The sequence below is a fragment of the Arthrobacter sp. Soil_C_60 genome (assembly GCF_057656375.1).
In genome coordinates this window covers 466060-482248 of the sequence record NZ_JBDGKM010000003.1, presented here as the reverse complement: position 1 = coordinate 482248, position 16189 = coordinate 466060, and the positions used below count along the sequence as shown (strand labels likewise).

Sequence of the window (16189 nt, the reverse complement as noted above, 5' to 3'; positions counted from 1 at the left end):
TCCGCAATTCCTGAAGGGTAAGAAAATGCAACACAGACCAATTGGCCAGGGGCAGCGTAGGACGCGCACAGCTCTGGTCACCCTTACCGCAGCAAGCCTTTCCGCCACGGCCTTGTTCGCGGCCGGAGCTGCGACGGCGGCCGTGCCCAAATTCCCTAACAACGTAGTGGTTTTCCCTGACCGGGACTTCGTTTCGATCGAGGGCTACGCCGACCGGGTCGGTGACGAGGCACTGGTAGAAGTCACCCGGCCCGGTGCCGGCGTTGTCGGCTCCGCGAAGAGCAAGGTTTCGGGCACGGATGTAGCCTTCGAAATCAACCATCCAGGTGGAGTCTGTTGGGGCGCGGGCACGACCCATCAGGTGACTCCGGACATCAAGCCGGGCGACGTTGTCTCCATCGCTTTCGAGGACGGCACTAGGGATGAAACCACAGTGGCGGATACTACCGTCACGAAGGACATGACCCTCAACGGCAATACGATCACGGTGGACGGCCGGGTGGGTACCGGTGTCAATACCGCCCAGATGGAACAGCGGATCATCAATCCGGACATGGACGATACCGCCATCGGCCGCCGCGACATTCGTGCAGTACCCGGTCCACTGACGCCGTCAGACAAGGGCGGATACTCCTCCAGTCTCGAGTTCCCCACCGCGGACACCTTCCTAGCCACGTACGTCTTCGATGACCCGGCTGTTGCGGAAGTCGCCGCAGCCGCAGACCTCGGCGAGCGCGCCATGGCCTGGCAGCAAGAGGACGCGGACGGCAACCGCCAAGGCCTGACCATTTCTGAGTACGGTGAGCTCGGCGGTCCGGGTATGGGCGGTTGCCCCGCCGGTCCGGCAGACCAGGGCGCTCCGGCCGCGGGGACTGCCTCCGTGGTCTACTCCTCTGACCGCACCACTATGAAGGTCAACTGGACGCCGGCCACTGCACAGCCTGGCACCACTGCTGTCACGGGCTACAGCGTGACTGCTGTCGCCGGCACCGCCGTCTCCACCGGCCAATACGCACAGGTCGGCATGCGTACGGATGCAAACGCCACCTCCACGACCCTCAGTAGCCTCAAGCCGGATGAGAAGTACACCGTTGAGGTGCGCTCCATCGCCGGGGCCCGCATGAGCGAAGCTCTCACCATCACCGATGCAACTGCACCCGGTTCGGATGGCAGCACTCCGCCATCGGACACTACCGCTCCGACTTTGACGCTCAGCCCGGCGCCGACAGCAGACACTGTCACGACCGCCTCGTCCGTCACGGTTACGGGCGACGGCCAGAACTTCTACACCACTGATGGTTCGCCGGTCATCAACGCTGGCCTACCCTCGGACACGGCCAAACTGTATAGCGGGCCGATCGCCATCACCGAAGCCGTGACGCTCAAAGTGGCAGCCTTCGATCAGGGCGGCAACTACACACTGATGGAAGGGGCCTATGCACCCGAGCCTGCTGACGCCACTCCCCCGGCCGCGCCCGAGGGCCTGACAGCTACTGCAGGGCAAGGCGAGGTCACGCTTCGCTGGAACGCCGGAGATGCCGCTGTCACGGGGTACCAGGTTTCGGTATACGATACTGCGGGAGCTGCGGCCACCGGCATTCAACAACCCGCTGAAACAACGGCACGTACCCAGACCGTCACCGGCTTGACTGCTGGCACCGAATACCAATTCAGCGTCAAAGCCAAGACGGCCGCCGGAGGTTGGGGCGCTGAAGCAGAAAAGGTGAGCGCGACCCCGCAGGCTGTTACTGATCGCCTCACCATCGGCACCGCCAGGTACCGCGCCGGTGATGAATTCCGCGTCTCAGGCACTGGATCGCAGGTAGGCGCTACAGTCACCGTCCACCGCCCCGACGCCCAGGGCAATATCGGCGCAGCGATTCCCGGTGCGACGGCGCGCGTCCTGGCAGGAGCTGTTGCCGGAACCGGCAACTACTCTATCCGTCTCAGGGACAACACCGTCCCGGCCAGCAACCCCGGCCGAATCTGGGTAAAGTCCAGCGGCGGCGGAACTGCCGGCCCCTTCACAGTGGCAAATCGTTAGTCCCCTTCCCATAACAGAGGACCTGCCCGCCGGATCACCCCGGCGGGCAGGTCCTTTGTCGCGTTCGATTCAGCGTTCTACGGCGGCAAGGATGGCCTTGCCGAGCTCGGCAGGTTTGGTGAACTGCGGCCAGTGCCCCGTGGGCAGGTCCACATACTCAACCTCGCGGATTCGCGCCAGCTCCGCCACATAGGGATGGCCGGATGCGATCCATTCGGTAAGCACTGACGACGGGAACTCGCACGCGATGACGGTGGCCGGAACGTCGTAGCGCCGCTCGTCGGTCAAGTGCTGTTTGTCGTACGCGACCCCGCGCGGCTGTGGTATGGCCCGTGCACGGAAAGCCGCCCGAAGCCCGTCGTCCAGATCCACAAGATCAGCTTCGTCAAAGCCGTCCCAGGGAGGCAGCGGAATCTCATCGCCCTCCGCCGGCAGTTCGTCGTTGATGACGCCGCCGTCCGCCAGCGGACCGCTGTCCACGTAGACAGCGCGAGCCACGCGCTCCGGTCGCGCATCGACGACGCCGTTGATGATGGCACCGCCTCCGGAGTGGCCGACCAGCACTACCTGCCCGTCAATCCCATCGACCGCCGCAACAACGGCGTCGATATGGTCCCGCAACCCGATACCCGCCCGTGATGCGTTCACGGACTCCAGCCCAGGCAACGTTAACGGGTGGACTGCGTGGCCTGCCGCGACCAGCGCCGGCGTGACCTCCGACCACGAGGAAGCGTCCAGCCAGATTCCGGGAACAAGGATGATATCCATGCCCGGTACCCTACGCGGGCCCAGTCGCAAATGGTACGCATCGGCCCGAAACTGCTGCCGCCAGCCCGCAGAAAAGAGCCCGCAATCAGGACGGGAGATACCCGATCTTTTCGAGGCTCCCGGATCTAGACTTTAAGCCGAACCGCAACTTCGCCGGTCCGGTGGACGAGAGGAATAGACATGCCGCTCTATCTTTCAAAGTTCAGCTACACTCCGGAGACCTGGGCCAGGTTGATCAGCAAGCCCGAGGACCGGCGCCAAGCCGCACAGGCGTACATCGAGGCGGTTGGCGGCAAGCTCCACGGTTTCTGGTACGCCTTCGGTTCCTATGACGGATACACGCTGTGGGAAGCCCCGGACAACGTTTCCATGGCCGCCGTGGCGCTCGCCATCACCGGAGGCGGCGCGCTAAGCACCTTGGAAACAACCGTGCTGATGACGGTCGACGACACGATGCAGGCACTGCGGCACGCAGACCAGGTCCGCTACCGCGCTCCCGGCACCTGATTTCAAAAACGTACGACGGCGGGACTTTCGGCCCGATTTTGCCCAACCAAGGCTTCGCCAAGGTTATTTTCAGCTTGCATTCAGCTTCCGCTCCTACCTTGAGAAATCTCATTTCGGATCTGCGGTCGGAGGTCATCCATCCTCCCCGCAGGGGTTCCGGGGTTATCCCGTCGGGACGGGGCATCCGGAAGGGGAAATTCACAGCTGAGGGCGTTTAGCCCGATGGGAAAGTGTGCCAGGAGACGACGACGTCTTCGCGCCTCGATCCCGTTTATATCTATGCATTGGGGCAGAACTATGAACAACAACACCTTGAAAGTCGTAACCGCCGCACTAGCAGCCGCGGCACTCGTAGCGTTGGGAGCTGGCCCCGCGTCGGCGGCACGGAGCAGTTACGGAGCGCATGTTTACAAAGATTCCGGGTCTGTCTACGAGTACAACATGGTGACGACTCCCAACTCGAAGTTAATCGTCCAGTACAACGAGCACAGCGGATACGGCAAGGACTCGTCCTTGAAGAGCGCCAGCCATGGCCATGAACTCATGGACAACGAGGGAACCAAAGAAACGCACGGCAAATACTCGTACTCCGACAGCAGCGGGTCCAAGTCCGAATACTCATTCCATGCCTCCAAGGGAAAGACCCAGGAACGTTCCCGGTCCAAGGGCGGGCACTAGGCGCTATGCGTGCGGCTCACTGCAGGTCCTCCCCTGCTTCCCGCGGCTCGGTGAAATCGCAGGTACCGGGATGGCGTTCGGGCAGGAGGCACGTACGGCCGGTTGGAAGGTGAAGGTTGGCACAGCGGCCGGCCCGCGCTACGTCTTCGCGGACATGCATGTTGGCCAGGTCGGGCCGTTCCTGACCAACCTGATGAGGCTGAGGAGCGGTGGGATCTGGTTCTTGGGCGTTCATCTCTACCAACCGATCTTCGTAGTGGACGGTTTGTGCGGATTCCAGCCACAGCGGGCGCTGCTTCCAGTCTGGCGTCGCCAGGTTAACCTCGGATGTCGCCCGGATTGTCTTTCGATGACGGATGTCACCAGCGAATCACAGACCTGAGCCAACTTCGCTCAATTTTTTCAGGCAGGCGGAATAATTCTCCAGCCTCAGCGTTAACATGAGTCGAAGGTACTCAAGTTCCTGAGGAGGATACATGCCATTGTTCTTCGGACCCGCCGCATCAGGCAGCGGCTCATTCGACGAATTCCTGGCCCGCTACCTGCAGGGCCAGCGGGCCGCACAGGCCCGGCGCCCCATCGACATCACCCGGCTGCTGAGCCGACGCTCGCATGAGCTGCTCAGCCACGCGGCCCGCTTCGCCACCGACCACGGCCACTCCGAGGTCGACGCGCTGCACATCCTGCGCGTCATGGTGGAACAGGAGCCGACCGCCAGCCACCTCAAGCAGGCCGGCGCCGAGCCAGCCGCCATCGCCAAGGCCGCCGAGCAGCGACTGCCGGGAGAATCGGACGAAAAGCCGGACACTCCGCCGTCGCTCACCCAGTCGGCCCAGCGCGTACTGCTGGACGCCCACCAGGTAGCCCGCTCCTTCGGGTCCACCTACATCGACCCCGAACACCTCTTCATCGCATTCGTCCTTAACACGGAGTCGCCCGCAGGACAGGTGCTGGCTGCGGCCGGCGTCACGCCGCAGTCGCTGCAGGAAGGCGCCCGGGAAGTCCAGTCCAACGGCGCGGGCAACCGCCAGGGCTCAAACACGGCCGCCGAAAATTCGGAAACCCCGATGCTGGACCAGTTCGGTACGGACCTGACCGCTTTGGCGCGCGAGAACAAGCTGGATCCGGTGATCGGCCGGTCGGAGGAAATCGAGCAGACTATCGAGATCCTGGCCCGGCGCACCAAGAACAACCCGGTGCTGATCGGCGAAGCCGGCGTCGGCAAGACCGCCATCGCGGAAGGCCTGGCGCAAGCGATCGAGGCCGGCGATGTTCCTCAGCAGTTGCGCGGCAAGCGCGTGGTCTCCCTCGACCTGCCCGGCATGCTCGCCGGAACCCGCTACCGCGGCGACTTCGAGGAGCGGCTGACCAAGACGATGGACGAGATCAGCGCCAACAGCCAGAGCATGATTGTGTTCATTGACGAGCTGCACACTGTGGTCGGCGCGGGCGGTTCGGGCGAGGGCGGCATGGATGCCGGCAACATCCTCAAGCCGCGGCTGGCCCGGGGCGAACTGCACCTGGTCGGCGCCACCACGCTCGGCGAGTACCGCAAGATCGAGAAGGATCCGGCACTGGAACGCCGCTTCCAGCCGGTCACGGTCGGCGAGCCCAGCGTCGAGGACGCGGTCCGGATCCTCGCCGGGCTGAAGGACCGTTACGAGGAACACCACGGCGTCACCTACACCGACGAGGCGATCCGCGCCGCCGTCGAAATGTCCGCCCGGTACATCACCGACCGCTTCCTGCCCGATAAGGCGATCGACCTGATCGACCAGGCCGGCGCCCGGCTGAGCCTGCAGCGGGGTCCGCGGGTTGACATCGCGGCACTACGCGAACAGGCCGCAACTCTGGAAGCGTCCAAGAACGCCGCGGTGGCCGAGGAGCACTACGAGGAAGCCTCCCGCCTGCGCGACGAGATCGAGGCGCTTAACCAGCAGATCGCCGCCGCCGAGGGTACACAAGCCGGCCACAGCGCAACGGAAGCTAACGACGGCGGGGCGAGCGCCGGCGTCGTACGCTCACCGTCCGTGGTGGGTGAGACCGAGATCGCGGCGATCATCGCCCGCGCCACCGGCATTCCCGCCGCACGGCTGACCGAGGGCGACCGCGCGCGGCTCGCCCGCCTCGAGGAAGACTTGCATCAGCGGGTCATCGGGCAGGAGGACGCGGTGGCCGCCATCGCCAAGTCCGTGCGGCGCAACCGCACGGGCATGGGTGACGAGGGCCGGCCCGTGGGCAGCTTCCTGTTCCTCGGTCCCACCGGCGTGGGCAAAACCGAGCTTGCCAAGGCGCTGGCCCAGTCGCTGTTCGGCGACGAGAAGGCCATGGCGCGCTTCGACATGAGCGAGTTCGGCGAGCGCCACACCGTGAGCCGCCTGGTCGGGGCTCCCCCGGGCTACGTCGGCTACGACGAGGCCGGCCAGCTGACCGAACGCGTGCGGCGCCAGCCGTACTCCGTGGTGCTGCTCGACGAAATCGAGAAGGCCCACCCGGACGTGTTCAACCTGCTGCTCCAGGTGCTCGACGACGGCCGCCTCACCGACAGCCAGGGCCGCACCGTGGACTTCCGCAACACCGTGGTCATCATGACCTCGAACCTCGGCTCGGAGTTCCTGGCCAGCAAGGGCGGCGCCCTGGGCTTCACCGCGAACAACGACGGCGACGGCTTCGGTTCCGAACCGGAGCTGCGCGCCCGGGTGATGGGCCGGCTGCGCGAGAGCATGCGGCCGGAGTTCATCAACCGGATCGACGAGATCGTGCTGTTCCGCAAGCTCAACCAGGAGCAGCTGCGCGAGATCGTCCGGCTACAGCTGGGCAAGACCGAGGCCCGGCTGCAGGACCAGGGCATCGGCCTGGCGGTCAGCGAGGAAGCCGTGGCCTGGATCGCCGAGGCCGGTTACGAACCGGAGTACGGCGCCCGGCCGCTGCGCCGCGTCATCCAGCGCGAGCTCGATGACCGCATCGCGGACCTGCTGGTCACCGAGGCACTGCGCGACGGCGGGCGGGTCACCGTGACCGTCGACGGCGGACAGCTGCGGGTTTCCGCAGGCGTGGCAGCACCGATGGCCGCGTAAGGCCTGCGGCACCGTTGCCTGAGCGGTCAGGCACCCAAAAGAGCCGGCCGGGAAGAGTTGCATCTTCCCGGCCGGCTCTTTGCCTAATCTGACCAGCAGCTACCTAAGCAGGCGGGTTCTTACCCTTTTCTTCCAGATCCTTAAGCCGTGCGTGCCGTAGAGCCTCGAACTCCCGGTCCTTCCTCAGTTCCATGACCAAGCATGTTCCGAGGAGGGCCACGATGACGGTGAAGGGCAACGCTGAGAGCATCGCCGCCTGCTGCAGGGCCGTTAGCCCGCCGACCAGCAGCAGGAGAACGGCGCAGGCTCCGGTCAGTCCGCCCCACAGCCCGAGGACCGGCTTGCTTGGCTCCAGGCTTCCCTTCGAGGACAGCATGCTCAGGACAAACGTGTTCGCGTCGGCACCCGATATGAAGAAGAGTGCAACCAGGACAACCGTGACCACTGCTGTGAGCTGGACGAGCGGCAGATTCTCCAGCATTGCAAAGAATGCGCTATTGATGTTCTCAGTTGTCGCCGCACCGATGCCTGCGCCGTTCATGTCCATCTGAATGGCGGAGCCGCCAAAGATGGTGAACCAGGCGAAGAAGACCAGACTGGGCACGCCGAGCACGCCTGCCACGAACTGGCGGATGGTGCGACCGCGGGAAATCTTCGCCAGGAAGACTCCGACGAAAGCGCCCCAGCTGAGCCACCAAGCCATCATGAAGTAGGTCCACCACTGCATCCACTGCAAATCGTCCGGGGTGCTGGGGGTTATCAGGCTGACCTGCAGGAAGTCACTGAAGTACTGCCCGACAGACCGGAAAAACAGGTTGGAAATGAAGTTGGTCGGGCCGGCGATGAAGACATAGATGGCTAACGCCAACGAAAGTGTCATGGTGATCTGGCTGATGTACTTAATGCCACGGTTCACGCCGGAGAGCGCCGAAAGGGTGAAGAGGACAGTCACCACAGCAATAATCAGAATCTGGGTGACCAGGCCGGACGAGACACCGAAGACACGTCCCAGGCCCTCGGCGATCTGCGAGGCGCCCAGCCCCAGCGAAGTGGTGGTGCCGAAGAGAGTGGCGATGATGGCGAAAACGTCGATCATCTTGCCGAACCAACCGTCCACCAGCTTGCCGAAGATCGGGCGCAGCATCGGGGAAACCAAGCCGGGGCGCTTCTTGCGGTGGGTCGAATACCCGATCGCCAGGCCGAAAATTCCGAAGACCGCCCAGGCATGCGGGCCCCAATCGAAGAAGCTGAACTGCATGGCCCGGACTGCGGCTTCCATCGTTTCGGGCTGCGCCAGGGCGTGCGGCGGGGCCATGAAATGGGAAATGGGTTCCGCCACACCGTAACTAATGAGGCCGATCCCCATCACAGCCGACAGGATCATGGCCAGCCACGCCCACGTACTGTATTCGGGCCGGTCTGTATCGGAGCCGAGTCGGATCCCACCAAAGCGGCTGAAGCCCAGGTAGAGCATGAGACCGATGCACAGCAGAGTCACCACCAGGTAGCTCCATCCCACGGAGGCTGCCACCCAGTTCATGCTGGCCGTCATGACGTCGCCCAGACTCTGAGGCGACACCGAAGACCACAAGACAAAGGCCGCGATAAGAGCGATGGACGACCAGAAAACGGCACCAAGGCGCGTTGTACCGGCGCCGTTCGTCTCGTCGGGCAAATTATCTTGAGGCATGTCATCCACCGTCGGACGGGTGATTTGTTGAACCATGAGTGGTCTCCGAATCTCAGGAGTAGGGCGTCGCACGGACGTCAGAGCTGGGACAGGCCTTCGCTGTCGAAGAAGCGGCCTGCCTGATATACCATCGGCGACGTCTCGCTCACTTCTGCGTGGCGGACGCGGCAAATAAAGATGGTGTGGGTTTTCGCCTGGAAGCGTTCCCGGATCTCGGCTTCCAGCGCCGCGGAAGATCCGTCGATCAACGGTGATCCGCTGGGGCCTGCGTGCCAGTCCAGATCGGCAAACTTGTCCGCCGATTTTGAGGCGAAAGTGGAAACGGTGTCTTTTTGCTGGTTGCTCAGGATGTTGATGCCCAGGTGGCTGGAGGCGAACAGGGCGGGGTAGGTGGAGGATGTTTTCTGGATGCAGACCATGACCAGCGGCGGTTCCAGCGAAACGGAGGCGTAGGCGTTCACCGCAAGCCCCTTGGGAACGCCGTTTTCGTTGGTCGTGACAACGGTAACGCCGGTGACGAACTGCCGGTTGAAGGTCTTCATGATCTCAAGGTCCGGCTCACCCGCGAGCGAATCGACGACGACGGCGGGGTCTGCCGGTGCCATCGCGTCACCCAGATGGCGGATGCCGAGGGACGCGAGCAGCTCACTGCTGTCCCAGGTAACGGTTTCCTGCTTGATCCGGCCGTTTTCCATGGTCAGGAAATTGGAACCCCGCGTCTGCACCTGGCGTCCCGTGGGCGGTACGCCCATGAACGGAGCCGTGTGCGTCCCGGTCGAGGTCCAGAAAATCGCAGCGGTCTCACCGTTGACGACCACAGCATCGACCGAAGTCACCAGATCCGGGAATCCTTCCCTGATCGCCAGGATCTCATTTTGGTGCTGCGTAAGGCTGGAGGCCTTGCCGCTGCCCTTGCTGACCCTGATGTAATCCGGAGTGACCAGCGCCCCAAGGGCCTGCACTTCTCCGCGATCCCAAGCGGCTTCCCAAGCGTTCGCTACTGCATTCTCAAAAGTCTGTTGCATGGCAGACAGCGTAATCTGCATCACGTGCAGAGGTCAACAGATAGATCAAGAATCTACAAAAGTGCCTAAATTATGCGGATTCTCTTCGGCAAACACTCCGCGCACTTGACGACGTGATGCATGCAACATAATCTCTCATGTATGCAACAGACGATCGTGAATCAGCCGGGCAGAAACGGTGCCCTCCAGGGAGAGCCGCTGCTCGACAAGGTGCGCACCCTTATCCTCGGCGGCGACTATCCACCCGGAGCCCCAGTGTCCGAGGTCTTCCTCGCGCAGGAATTCGACGTCAGCCGCACTCCCATCCGCGAGGCGTTGAAGCAGCTGCAGCATGAAGGTCTGGTGGAGATCCGCCCGAAGGTGGGCACCTTCGTCCGTGAACCCACGCGACGCGAGATTGTCGAACTGTTCCAGCTCAAGGAAAGCTTCGAAGGACTCGCAGCAGGCCTGCTGGCCCGCCGGGGCAAAGTACGGGAGATCTCCATCCTTGAACGCAACGTGGAGGAGTCCGACGAAGCCGCGGCCGAGCAGGACGTCGAACGCTATGCCGAGCTGGTCCACGAGTTCCATCACACGATCATCACGGGTGCGGACAACAGCAAACTTGCCGAGCACTACGAGCGGCTGATGAACCAGCTGGCCTACCACCGGCTGGTACTGCGCACGGCCGGCCACCCTGGCCGCATCAGCTCCTCCACCTCGGAACACCGCACCGTGCTGGCCATGATCAAAGACAAAGACCATTTCGGAGCCGAAGCGGCCATGCGCAACCACGTCTATGCATCTTCCCGCGAAGTGCTGACGGATTCGCGCGACCAAACTGACTGAAGACTTCCTTAGCTAGACCATTTTTGAGCCACCCTGAAAGGACCAACCATGCGCTTTTCGATTTTCCACGGCCTCGGCGCCCCCGGCGATCTGGCCAACTACAACCAGCATATGAAGGACGCCCGCGAGTACGCGGTAGCCGCTGAGAAGTATGGCTTCTGGTCCACTTGGTACACGGAGCACCACTTCGGGCACGAGGGGCAGGAGCTGACCCCGAACCCAATCATGATGGGTGTCGACATTGCCGCCCGCACCTCTAAGATCCGCATCGGCCAGGCCGCCTCGATCGTCACCTTCTGGCACCCGCTGCGGCTTGCCGAGGATCTCGCGCTGCTGGACCAGCTCTCCGACGGCCGCCTCGAAGTAGGCGTGGGCCGGGGTCTGTATGGCCGCGAAGCACTGAACCTGAACCCGGCGGCCGATCCGCGCGACCAGAAAAAGAACCGCGCGCTGTTCGCTGAGACCATGGAGATCCTGCAGAAGGCCTGGAACAACGAGTTCTTCAGCCACAAGGGCGAGTTCTACGAGTTCCCCGCGCCGGGTGTGAAGTGGAGCCACCCGCTCTCGCCGGCCACGCCGGACTTCACCGAAAACGGGGAGATCACGAAGATGGCGGTGGTTCCCCGCCCGCTGCAGCCCGAACTCCCGCTCTGGCAGGTCATCGACACACCCCGCTCCATCATCAGCGCCGCCGAAACCGGCGTGCAGGGCATCTTCTGGCTGCCGCCCGTGTCCGCACTCAAGGGCCGGTTCGAGCTGTACCGCGAGCATGCTTCCAAGGCCCAGGGCCGCGAGGTTCCGCTCGGCGAGGGCATCGCCCTGGTCCGCGATGTCTACGTGGCGGACACGATGGAGCAGGCCCGCGAAGAGTTCGAGGAAGCGGTCCTGAACACCTACAAATGGATCACCCACTGGCGCGGCCTGTCGAACCTGATGGAAGAGGGCGAAGAGCTCACCGACGGGCACAAGCTGGATTTCGACCTCCTGATGGACCGCAACATGCTGGTCGGCACGCCCGAATTCGTCACCGAAAAGATCCACGAGCTGAAAGGCGAAGTCGGCCTCGAGCACATGATGCTCTGGACCACGCACCCGGGCCTGAAGCACGAGAAGGCAATGCGCAGCCTCGAGCTGTTCTCCGAGAAAGTGAAGCCCCACTTTGACTAGCATTGAGCAACCCAATCCCGACGCCGCCGCCGGCATCCGGAAGATCGTGTACTACCAGGAAGAGATTCTGGTAGAGAACGGGACCATGCCGCCGGTGCCGGCCCTGCGTGCCACCGCAGCCGCTGTTATTACCAACCCTTGGAAAGGCACCGGACCGGACACCGATCTGGGACCCGAGGCCCAGCGGATCGCTCCGCACATCGCCAAGGCGCTGACCGACCGTCTGATTGACGGACTCGGCGGTGTTGAGGAGATCGAGGCCTTCGGCAAGGCCGCCATCGTCGGAACCGGAGGCGAGATCGAGCACGCGGGTGCATTGATCCATACTCCCTTCTTTGGCAACCTCGTCCGGGAGTACCTCGACGGCTCGTCCATTATCTGCTTTGCCGACGACCGGGCCGAAGCCGGGCAACCGCTGGTTGTGCCGATGTGGCACAAGACCCACGCGGCAACCCGCAGCCACTACCAGACCGTTACCGCCCGGATTCCGGACGGGCCGCGGGCCGACGAGATCGTCGTCGTTGCCGCGGCCTCAACCGGACCGCGTCCGCACGCCAGAATCGGCGACCGCAAAACAGACCCTGCAGTAACTTCCCGCGTCCTTGAAGGAGCCACCGCATGAACGTCCGCAAGATCGTCACCCTGGTTGAAGAGACTCTCACCGAGGGCGGCCGGCCCGTCGAACCTAACGCCCGTGTGGTCGTCGTCGCCGCGATCATCGAGAACCCCTGGCACGGACAGGGATTCGTCGAAGACCTCAGCGCCGGCATCGACGCGGTAGCGTCCGACATCGGCGAACTGCTCGCACCGCGCGTGGTCAAGACACTGGGCGGGAACGTCGAAGCCTACGGCAAGGCCGCGATCGTCGGCCTGGACGGCGAGATCGAGCACGGTTCGGCCCTGATCCACACGCTGAAGTTCGGCGACCACTTCCGCAACGCCGCCAACGCCACCACCCTGCTGCCGGCTGTGGAAAAGCGCGGACCGGCCGGAGTCACGTTCGATATCCCGCTCAAGCACATCACCGACGCGACCATCCGCTCGCACCACCAGAGCATTGAGGTCCGCTTGGCCGACGCGCCGCACCCGGGCGAGATCGTCATCGCCCTCGCCGCCGCGTCCCAGGGCCGTCCTCAGCAGCGGTTGGCAGCCCTGTCAACGGAACAGTAACCATGGATGCGAAACTGCCCATCGTCCTGCTCCACGGTGTGGGGCTGGACAGCACCATGTGGGACCAGTTCCGGGACGAAATACGCCGGACCAGCGACCGTGAGGTCCTTGCCCTGGATCTGCCCGGCCACGGCAGCCGGCCGCCGCTGGAACGGGAAGTTTCGCTTGGCGACCTGGCCGACGACGTCGGGAACCGGCTCCCAGCGCGAGCCCACCTTGTAGGGTTTTCGCTGGGGGCGCTGATCGCCCAGCATCTGGCCCGGTTCCATCCGGAGCGGGTGGCCACCCTCACCAGCGTCAGTTCGGTCTGCCTTCGGACACTTCAGGAGGCTGAGTCCGTGGATGCCCGGCTGCAGAATGCCGCCGCGGACTTCTCCGGGAGCGTCGAGGCGTCCATCGAGCGCTGGTTCCCGGCCGATGCCGGGACGGATCCGGCCACGGTGGCCGGCGTCCGCCGGACGCTGCTGGCCAACGATCCGAGCTCCTACCTTCACGCGTACCGCGTGTTTGCCACAGCCGACGCCGAAATCGGGGCCGAGCTTGGGACCATCGCGGTGCCGTCCCTGGCCGTGACCGGTGACCAGGACCCGGGCTCCACGCCGGAGATGACCCGGCGTTTAGGCGAGGCCATTCCCGGAGCACGCACCGCCGTCGTACCTAATACCCGGCACATGCTTCCCGTGCAGCGCCCGGCGGAACTGGCACGCATCATCATCGAGTTCATCGAAGAATCGAGTCGAGATATCCATGACTAGGCAATACGAGCACTTCATCAACGGCAAATGGGCCACCCCTGCCGAAGGCGCCTATTTCGAGAGCACCAACCCGGCTACCCTCGAGGTCCTCTACGCGGCCGCCCGCGGCAGCAAGGCCGATGTCGACACGGCCGTCCGCGCTGCCCGCGCCGCCTTTGAGAATCCGCTCTGGCGTGACCTGAGCCAGACCAAGCGCGGCCATCTCTTGCGCAAGCTGGGAGACCTCGTCGGCGAGCATGCCGAGGAACTGGCGCAGATGGAAACCGCCGACAACGGCAAGCTGCTGCGCGAGATGCGCGGGCAGCTGGCAACGCTGCCCGAGTACCTGTACTACTACGCCGGACTGGCGGACAAGGTGCAGGGCAGCCAGATTCCGACGATGAATCCCGCCGTCCTCAACTACACCCAGCGCGAACCGCTCGGCGTGGTCGGGGCCATCACCCCGTGGAACTCGCCGCTGACCTTGACGACGTCGAAGCTTGCCCCCGCGCTGGCTGCCGGCAACACCGTGGTCATCAAGCCGTCCGAATACACGTCCCGCACTGTGCTGCGGCTGGCCGAGCTGACCGTCGAGGCCGGGTTCCCCGACGGCGTGGTCAACGTTGTCACCGGCCTCGGTGCCGAGGCCGGTGCCGCCCTGGTGGACCACCCGGAGATTGCCAAGATCTCCTTTACCGGTTCCACCGCCACCGGATCCGCCATCGCGGCTTCCGCGGCAGCCCGCTTCATCGGCTGCACTCTGGAACTCGGCGGCAAGAGCCCGAACATTGTGTTCGAGGACGCCAATATTTCGAACGCTGCCATGGGCGTGGTGGCCGGCATCTTCGCCGCTGCCGGCCAGACCTGCATTGCCGGCAGCCGCGTCTTCGCACACCGGTCCGTGTACGACGAACTGTTGGAGAAAGTCTCCGCGCGGGCCAAGAGCATCGTGATCGGCGATCCCCGCGAGGACAGCACCGAGCTCGGTCCGCTGGCGTTCGCCGCCCAGCAGGAAAAGGTCGGCTCCTACGTCGAACTGGGCGTCTCGGAAGGCGCCAAGGTACTGACCGGCGGCGGCCGGCCCGAGATTGATCTGCCCGGTTACTTCTACGCGCCGACTGTCCTGACCGACGTCGATAATTCCATGCGCGTGGTCCGCGAGGAGATCTTCGGACCGGTCGCGGCCATCATGCCCTTCGACTCCGAGGAAGAGGTCCTGCGCTTGGCCAATGACACGCAGTACGGCCTTGCCGCCGGCGTTTGGACGCAGAATCTGGCCAGGGCGCACCGGATGAGCCGCCGTCTGGAAGCCGGCACCGTCTGGGTCAACACCTACCGCGCCATGTCGCCGATGTCACCGCGGCAGGGATTCAAGAACAGCGGCGTGGGCATCGAGCACGGGCTGGAGTCAATGCACGAATACACGCGGTTGAAGAGTGTCTGGATCAACACCGATGAGGGCCCTGTAGCGGACCCGTTCGTCATGCGTGCATAGGAGAAAAGAATGCCACTGATTGATGTGTCCATTGCTGAGGGCCGCACCCCGGAGCAGCTGCGGGAACTGACCGCTGCGCTGCACCGGGCCGCGGAAGAATCCGTCGGCGCGCTTCCCGAAAACACCACGGTGATTATCCGTGAGGTTCCGACCACGCACTGGTCCAAGGGAAACCAGACCATCGCCGAACGGCAGCAGGCAGCGCTGGAACAGGAGCGTGCCTGATGTATGTGGAGGTCCAGTCTGCCGGGGACGCATCCGTGCAGGACGTTGAAAACCTCCGTGAGCTTGCTGTGCGTGCCCACGGCGTGGACGTGAATGGGATTTCTGCCGCGCTGCAGGCCAGGGGCTTGGGAACGGTGGAAGGCGAGCACGCCTGGCTGGTCGTGGAGAGGCTTCGCCGCAGTGGGCCGGATGACCTAGCCCAGTGGAGCGAGGGCTTCGACGGGATGATCTCGTATGCGGGCAAGCAAGGCTGGCTCAACGAGGACGGCACCAGAGTCCGCGCCCATCTGGAGCATGTGGCGTAGATGAGTTGAGGAGCCAAGGGCCGGCCGGGACGAACCTATCGTCCCGGCCGGCCCTCGCGCTTCCCCGGTACTCTTTATCGCATGCGGGACGAAGAAGCTATTGTGCGGGCCTTCAACGACGCGATCAACCGGCGGGATGTCGGTGGTCTAGCCGCGTTGATGACGCCGGGCCATCGCTTCATTGATACGTCAGGCGCGGCGATCGAAGGCAAGGACGCCTGCATCGACGCCTGGCGCCGGTTCTTCGCGGCTTTTCCGGACTACCTTAACTTTTTTGACGAAGTGCGGGTCGTGGCGGACGGACGGGTGGAAGTGCTGGGCCGGTCCGAATGCAGCGTCCCGGAGTTGAATGGCCCGGCCCTGTGGCAGGTTTCCGTCCGGGACGGCTTGATCGACGAGTGGCGTGTCATGGAGTTCCCCAGCGACTGACCGCGCGGGTCGAGTACGACGCGCGCGGGCGGCCGGGAAGAGTTGCA

16 protein-coding genes are annotated in these 16189 nt (G+C 64.0%); 13 read left to right on the top strand and 3 right to left on the bottom strand.

Annotated elements, in window-relative coordinates:
- The first annotated feature begins 25 nt into the window (after positions 1-25).
- Positions 26-2044, top strand: coding sequence for a fibronectin type III domain-containing protein (locus AC3A4M_RS09050; protein ID WP_498735380.1), 2019 nt, complete (start codon positions 26-28; stop codon positions 2042-2044).
- A gap of 69 nt (positions 2045-2113) precedes the next feature.
- Here AC3A4M_RS09050 and AC3A4M_RS09045 read toward each other — a convergent pair whose 3' ends face one another.
- Positions 2114-2812 (bottom strand): alpha/beta fold hydrolase, encoded by a 699-nt coding sequence (locus AC3A4M_RS09045; RefSeq protein ID WP_498735378.1) that lies wholly within the window; start codon positions 2810-2812, stop codon positions 2114-2116.
- 180 nt (positions 2813-2992) lie between these two features.
- Between AC3A4M_RS09045 and AC3A4M_RS09040 the strand changes: the two genes are divergently transcribed.
- The 3 genes from AC3A4M_RS09040 (at position 2993) to AC3A4M_RS09030 (ending at position 7074) form a co-directional block, all read left to right on the top strand.
- Positions 2993-3319 (top strand): GYD domain-containing protein, encoded by a 327-nt coding sequence (locus AC3A4M_RS09040; RefSeq protein WP_074699899.1) that lies wholly within the window; start codon positions 2993-2995, stop codon positions 3317-3319.
- Positions 3320-3616: 297 nt separating this feature from the next.
- On the top strand, positions 3617-3997 hold the full coding sequence (locus tag AC3A4M_RS09035) for a hypothetical protein (protein ID WP_498735376.1): 381 nt from the start codon (positions 3617-3619) through the stop codon (positions 3995-3997).
- 476 nt (positions 3998-4473) lie between these two features.
- Positions 4474-7074, top strand: a complete 2601-nt coding sequence (locus AC3A4M_RS09030) for an ATP-dependent Clp protease ATP-binding subunit (RefSeq protein ID WP_498735374.1) — start codon at positions 4474-4476, stop codon at positions 7072-7074.
- 103 nt (positions 7075-7177) lie between these two features.
- Here AC3A4M_RS09030 and AC3A4M_RS09025 read toward each other — a convergent pair whose 3' ends face one another.
- Positions 7178-8764 carry a BCCT family transporter gene (locus AC3A4M_RS09025; RefSeq protein WP_498735372.1) on the bottom strand — a complete coding sequence of 529 codons (1587 nt, stop codon included), beginning with the start codon at positions 8762-8764 and terminating at the stop codon, positions 7178-7180.
- A gap of 77 nt (positions 8765-8841) precedes the next feature.
- Positions 8842-9789 (bottom strand): flavin reductase, encoded by a 948-nt coding sequence (locus AC3A4M_RS09020; RefSeq protein ID WP_498735370.1) that lies wholly within the window; start codon positions 9787-9789, stop codon positions 8842-8844.
- 141 nt (positions 9790-9930) lie between these two features.
- Between AC3A4M_RS09020 and AC3A4M_RS09015 the strand changes: the two genes are divergently transcribed.
- The 9 genes from AC3A4M_RS09015 (at position 9931) to AC3A4M_RS08975 (ending at position 16142) form a co-directional block, all read left to right on the top strand.
- Positions 9931-10617 (top strand): GntR family transcriptional regulator, encoded by a 687-nt coding sequence (locus AC3A4M_RS09015; RefSeq protein WP_498735368.1) that lies wholly within the window; start codon positions 9931-9933, stop codon positions 10615-10617.
- 48 nt (positions 10618-10665) lie between these two features.
- Positions 10666-11784: an LLM class flavin-dependent oxidoreductase gene (locus tag AC3A4M_RS09010; RefSeq protein WP_498735366.1), complete on the top strand. Its 1119-nt coding sequence runs from the start codon at positions 10666-10668 to the stop codon at positions 11782-11784.
- Positions 11777-12406: an amino acid synthesis family protein gene (locus AC3A4M_RS09005; protein WP_498735364.1), complete on the top strand. Its 630-nt coding sequence runs from the start codon at positions 11777-11779 to the stop codon at positions 12404-12406. The genes AC3A4M_RS09010 and AC3A4M_RS09005 overlap by 8 nt, the downstream gene beginning before the upstream one ends.
- Positions 12403-12954, top strand: coding sequence for an amino acid synthesis family protein (locus AC3A4M_RS09000; protein WP_498732498.1), 552 nt, complete (start codon positions 12403-12405; stop codon positions 12952-12954). Before AC3A4M_RS09005 ends, AC3A4M_RS09000 begins: the two co-directional genes overlap by 4 nt.
- Positions 12955-12956: 2 nt before the next feature.
- On the top strand, positions 12957-13709 hold the full coding sequence (locus AC3A4M_RS08995) for an alpha/beta fold hydrolase (RefSeq protein ID WP_498735363.1): 753 nt from the start codon (positions 12957-12959) through the stop codon (positions 13707-13709).
- Entirely contained in the window at positions 13702-15183 is a 1482-nt protein-coding gene (locus tag AC3A4M_RS08990) for an aldehyde dehydrogenase (protein WP_170837943.1), read from the top strand. The genes AC3A4M_RS08995 and AC3A4M_RS08990 overlap by 8 nt, the downstream gene beginning before the upstream one ends.
- A gap of 9 nt (positions 15184-15192) precedes the next feature.
- The gene (locus AC3A4M_RS08985; RefSeq protein WP_074699907.1) at positions 15193-15408 is read left to right on the top strand and encodes a tautomerase family protein; all 216 of its coding nucleotides are present in this window, start codon (positions 15193-15195) and stop codon (positions 15406-15408) included.
- Entirely contained in the window at positions 15408-15713 is a 306-nt protein-coding gene (locus AC3A4M_RS08980) for a hypothetical protein (RefSeq protein ID WP_498735361.1), read from the top strand. Before AC3A4M_RS08985 ends, AC3A4M_RS08980 begins: the two co-directional genes overlap by 1 nt.
- 81 nt (positions 15714-15794) lie before the next feature.
- Positions 15795-16142, top strand: a complete 348-nt coding sequence (locus AC3A4M_RS08975) for a nuclear transport factor 2 family protein (RefSeq protein ID WP_498735359.1) — start codon at positions 15795-15797, stop codon at positions 16140-16142.
- Positions 16143-16189 lie beyond the last annotated feature (47 nt).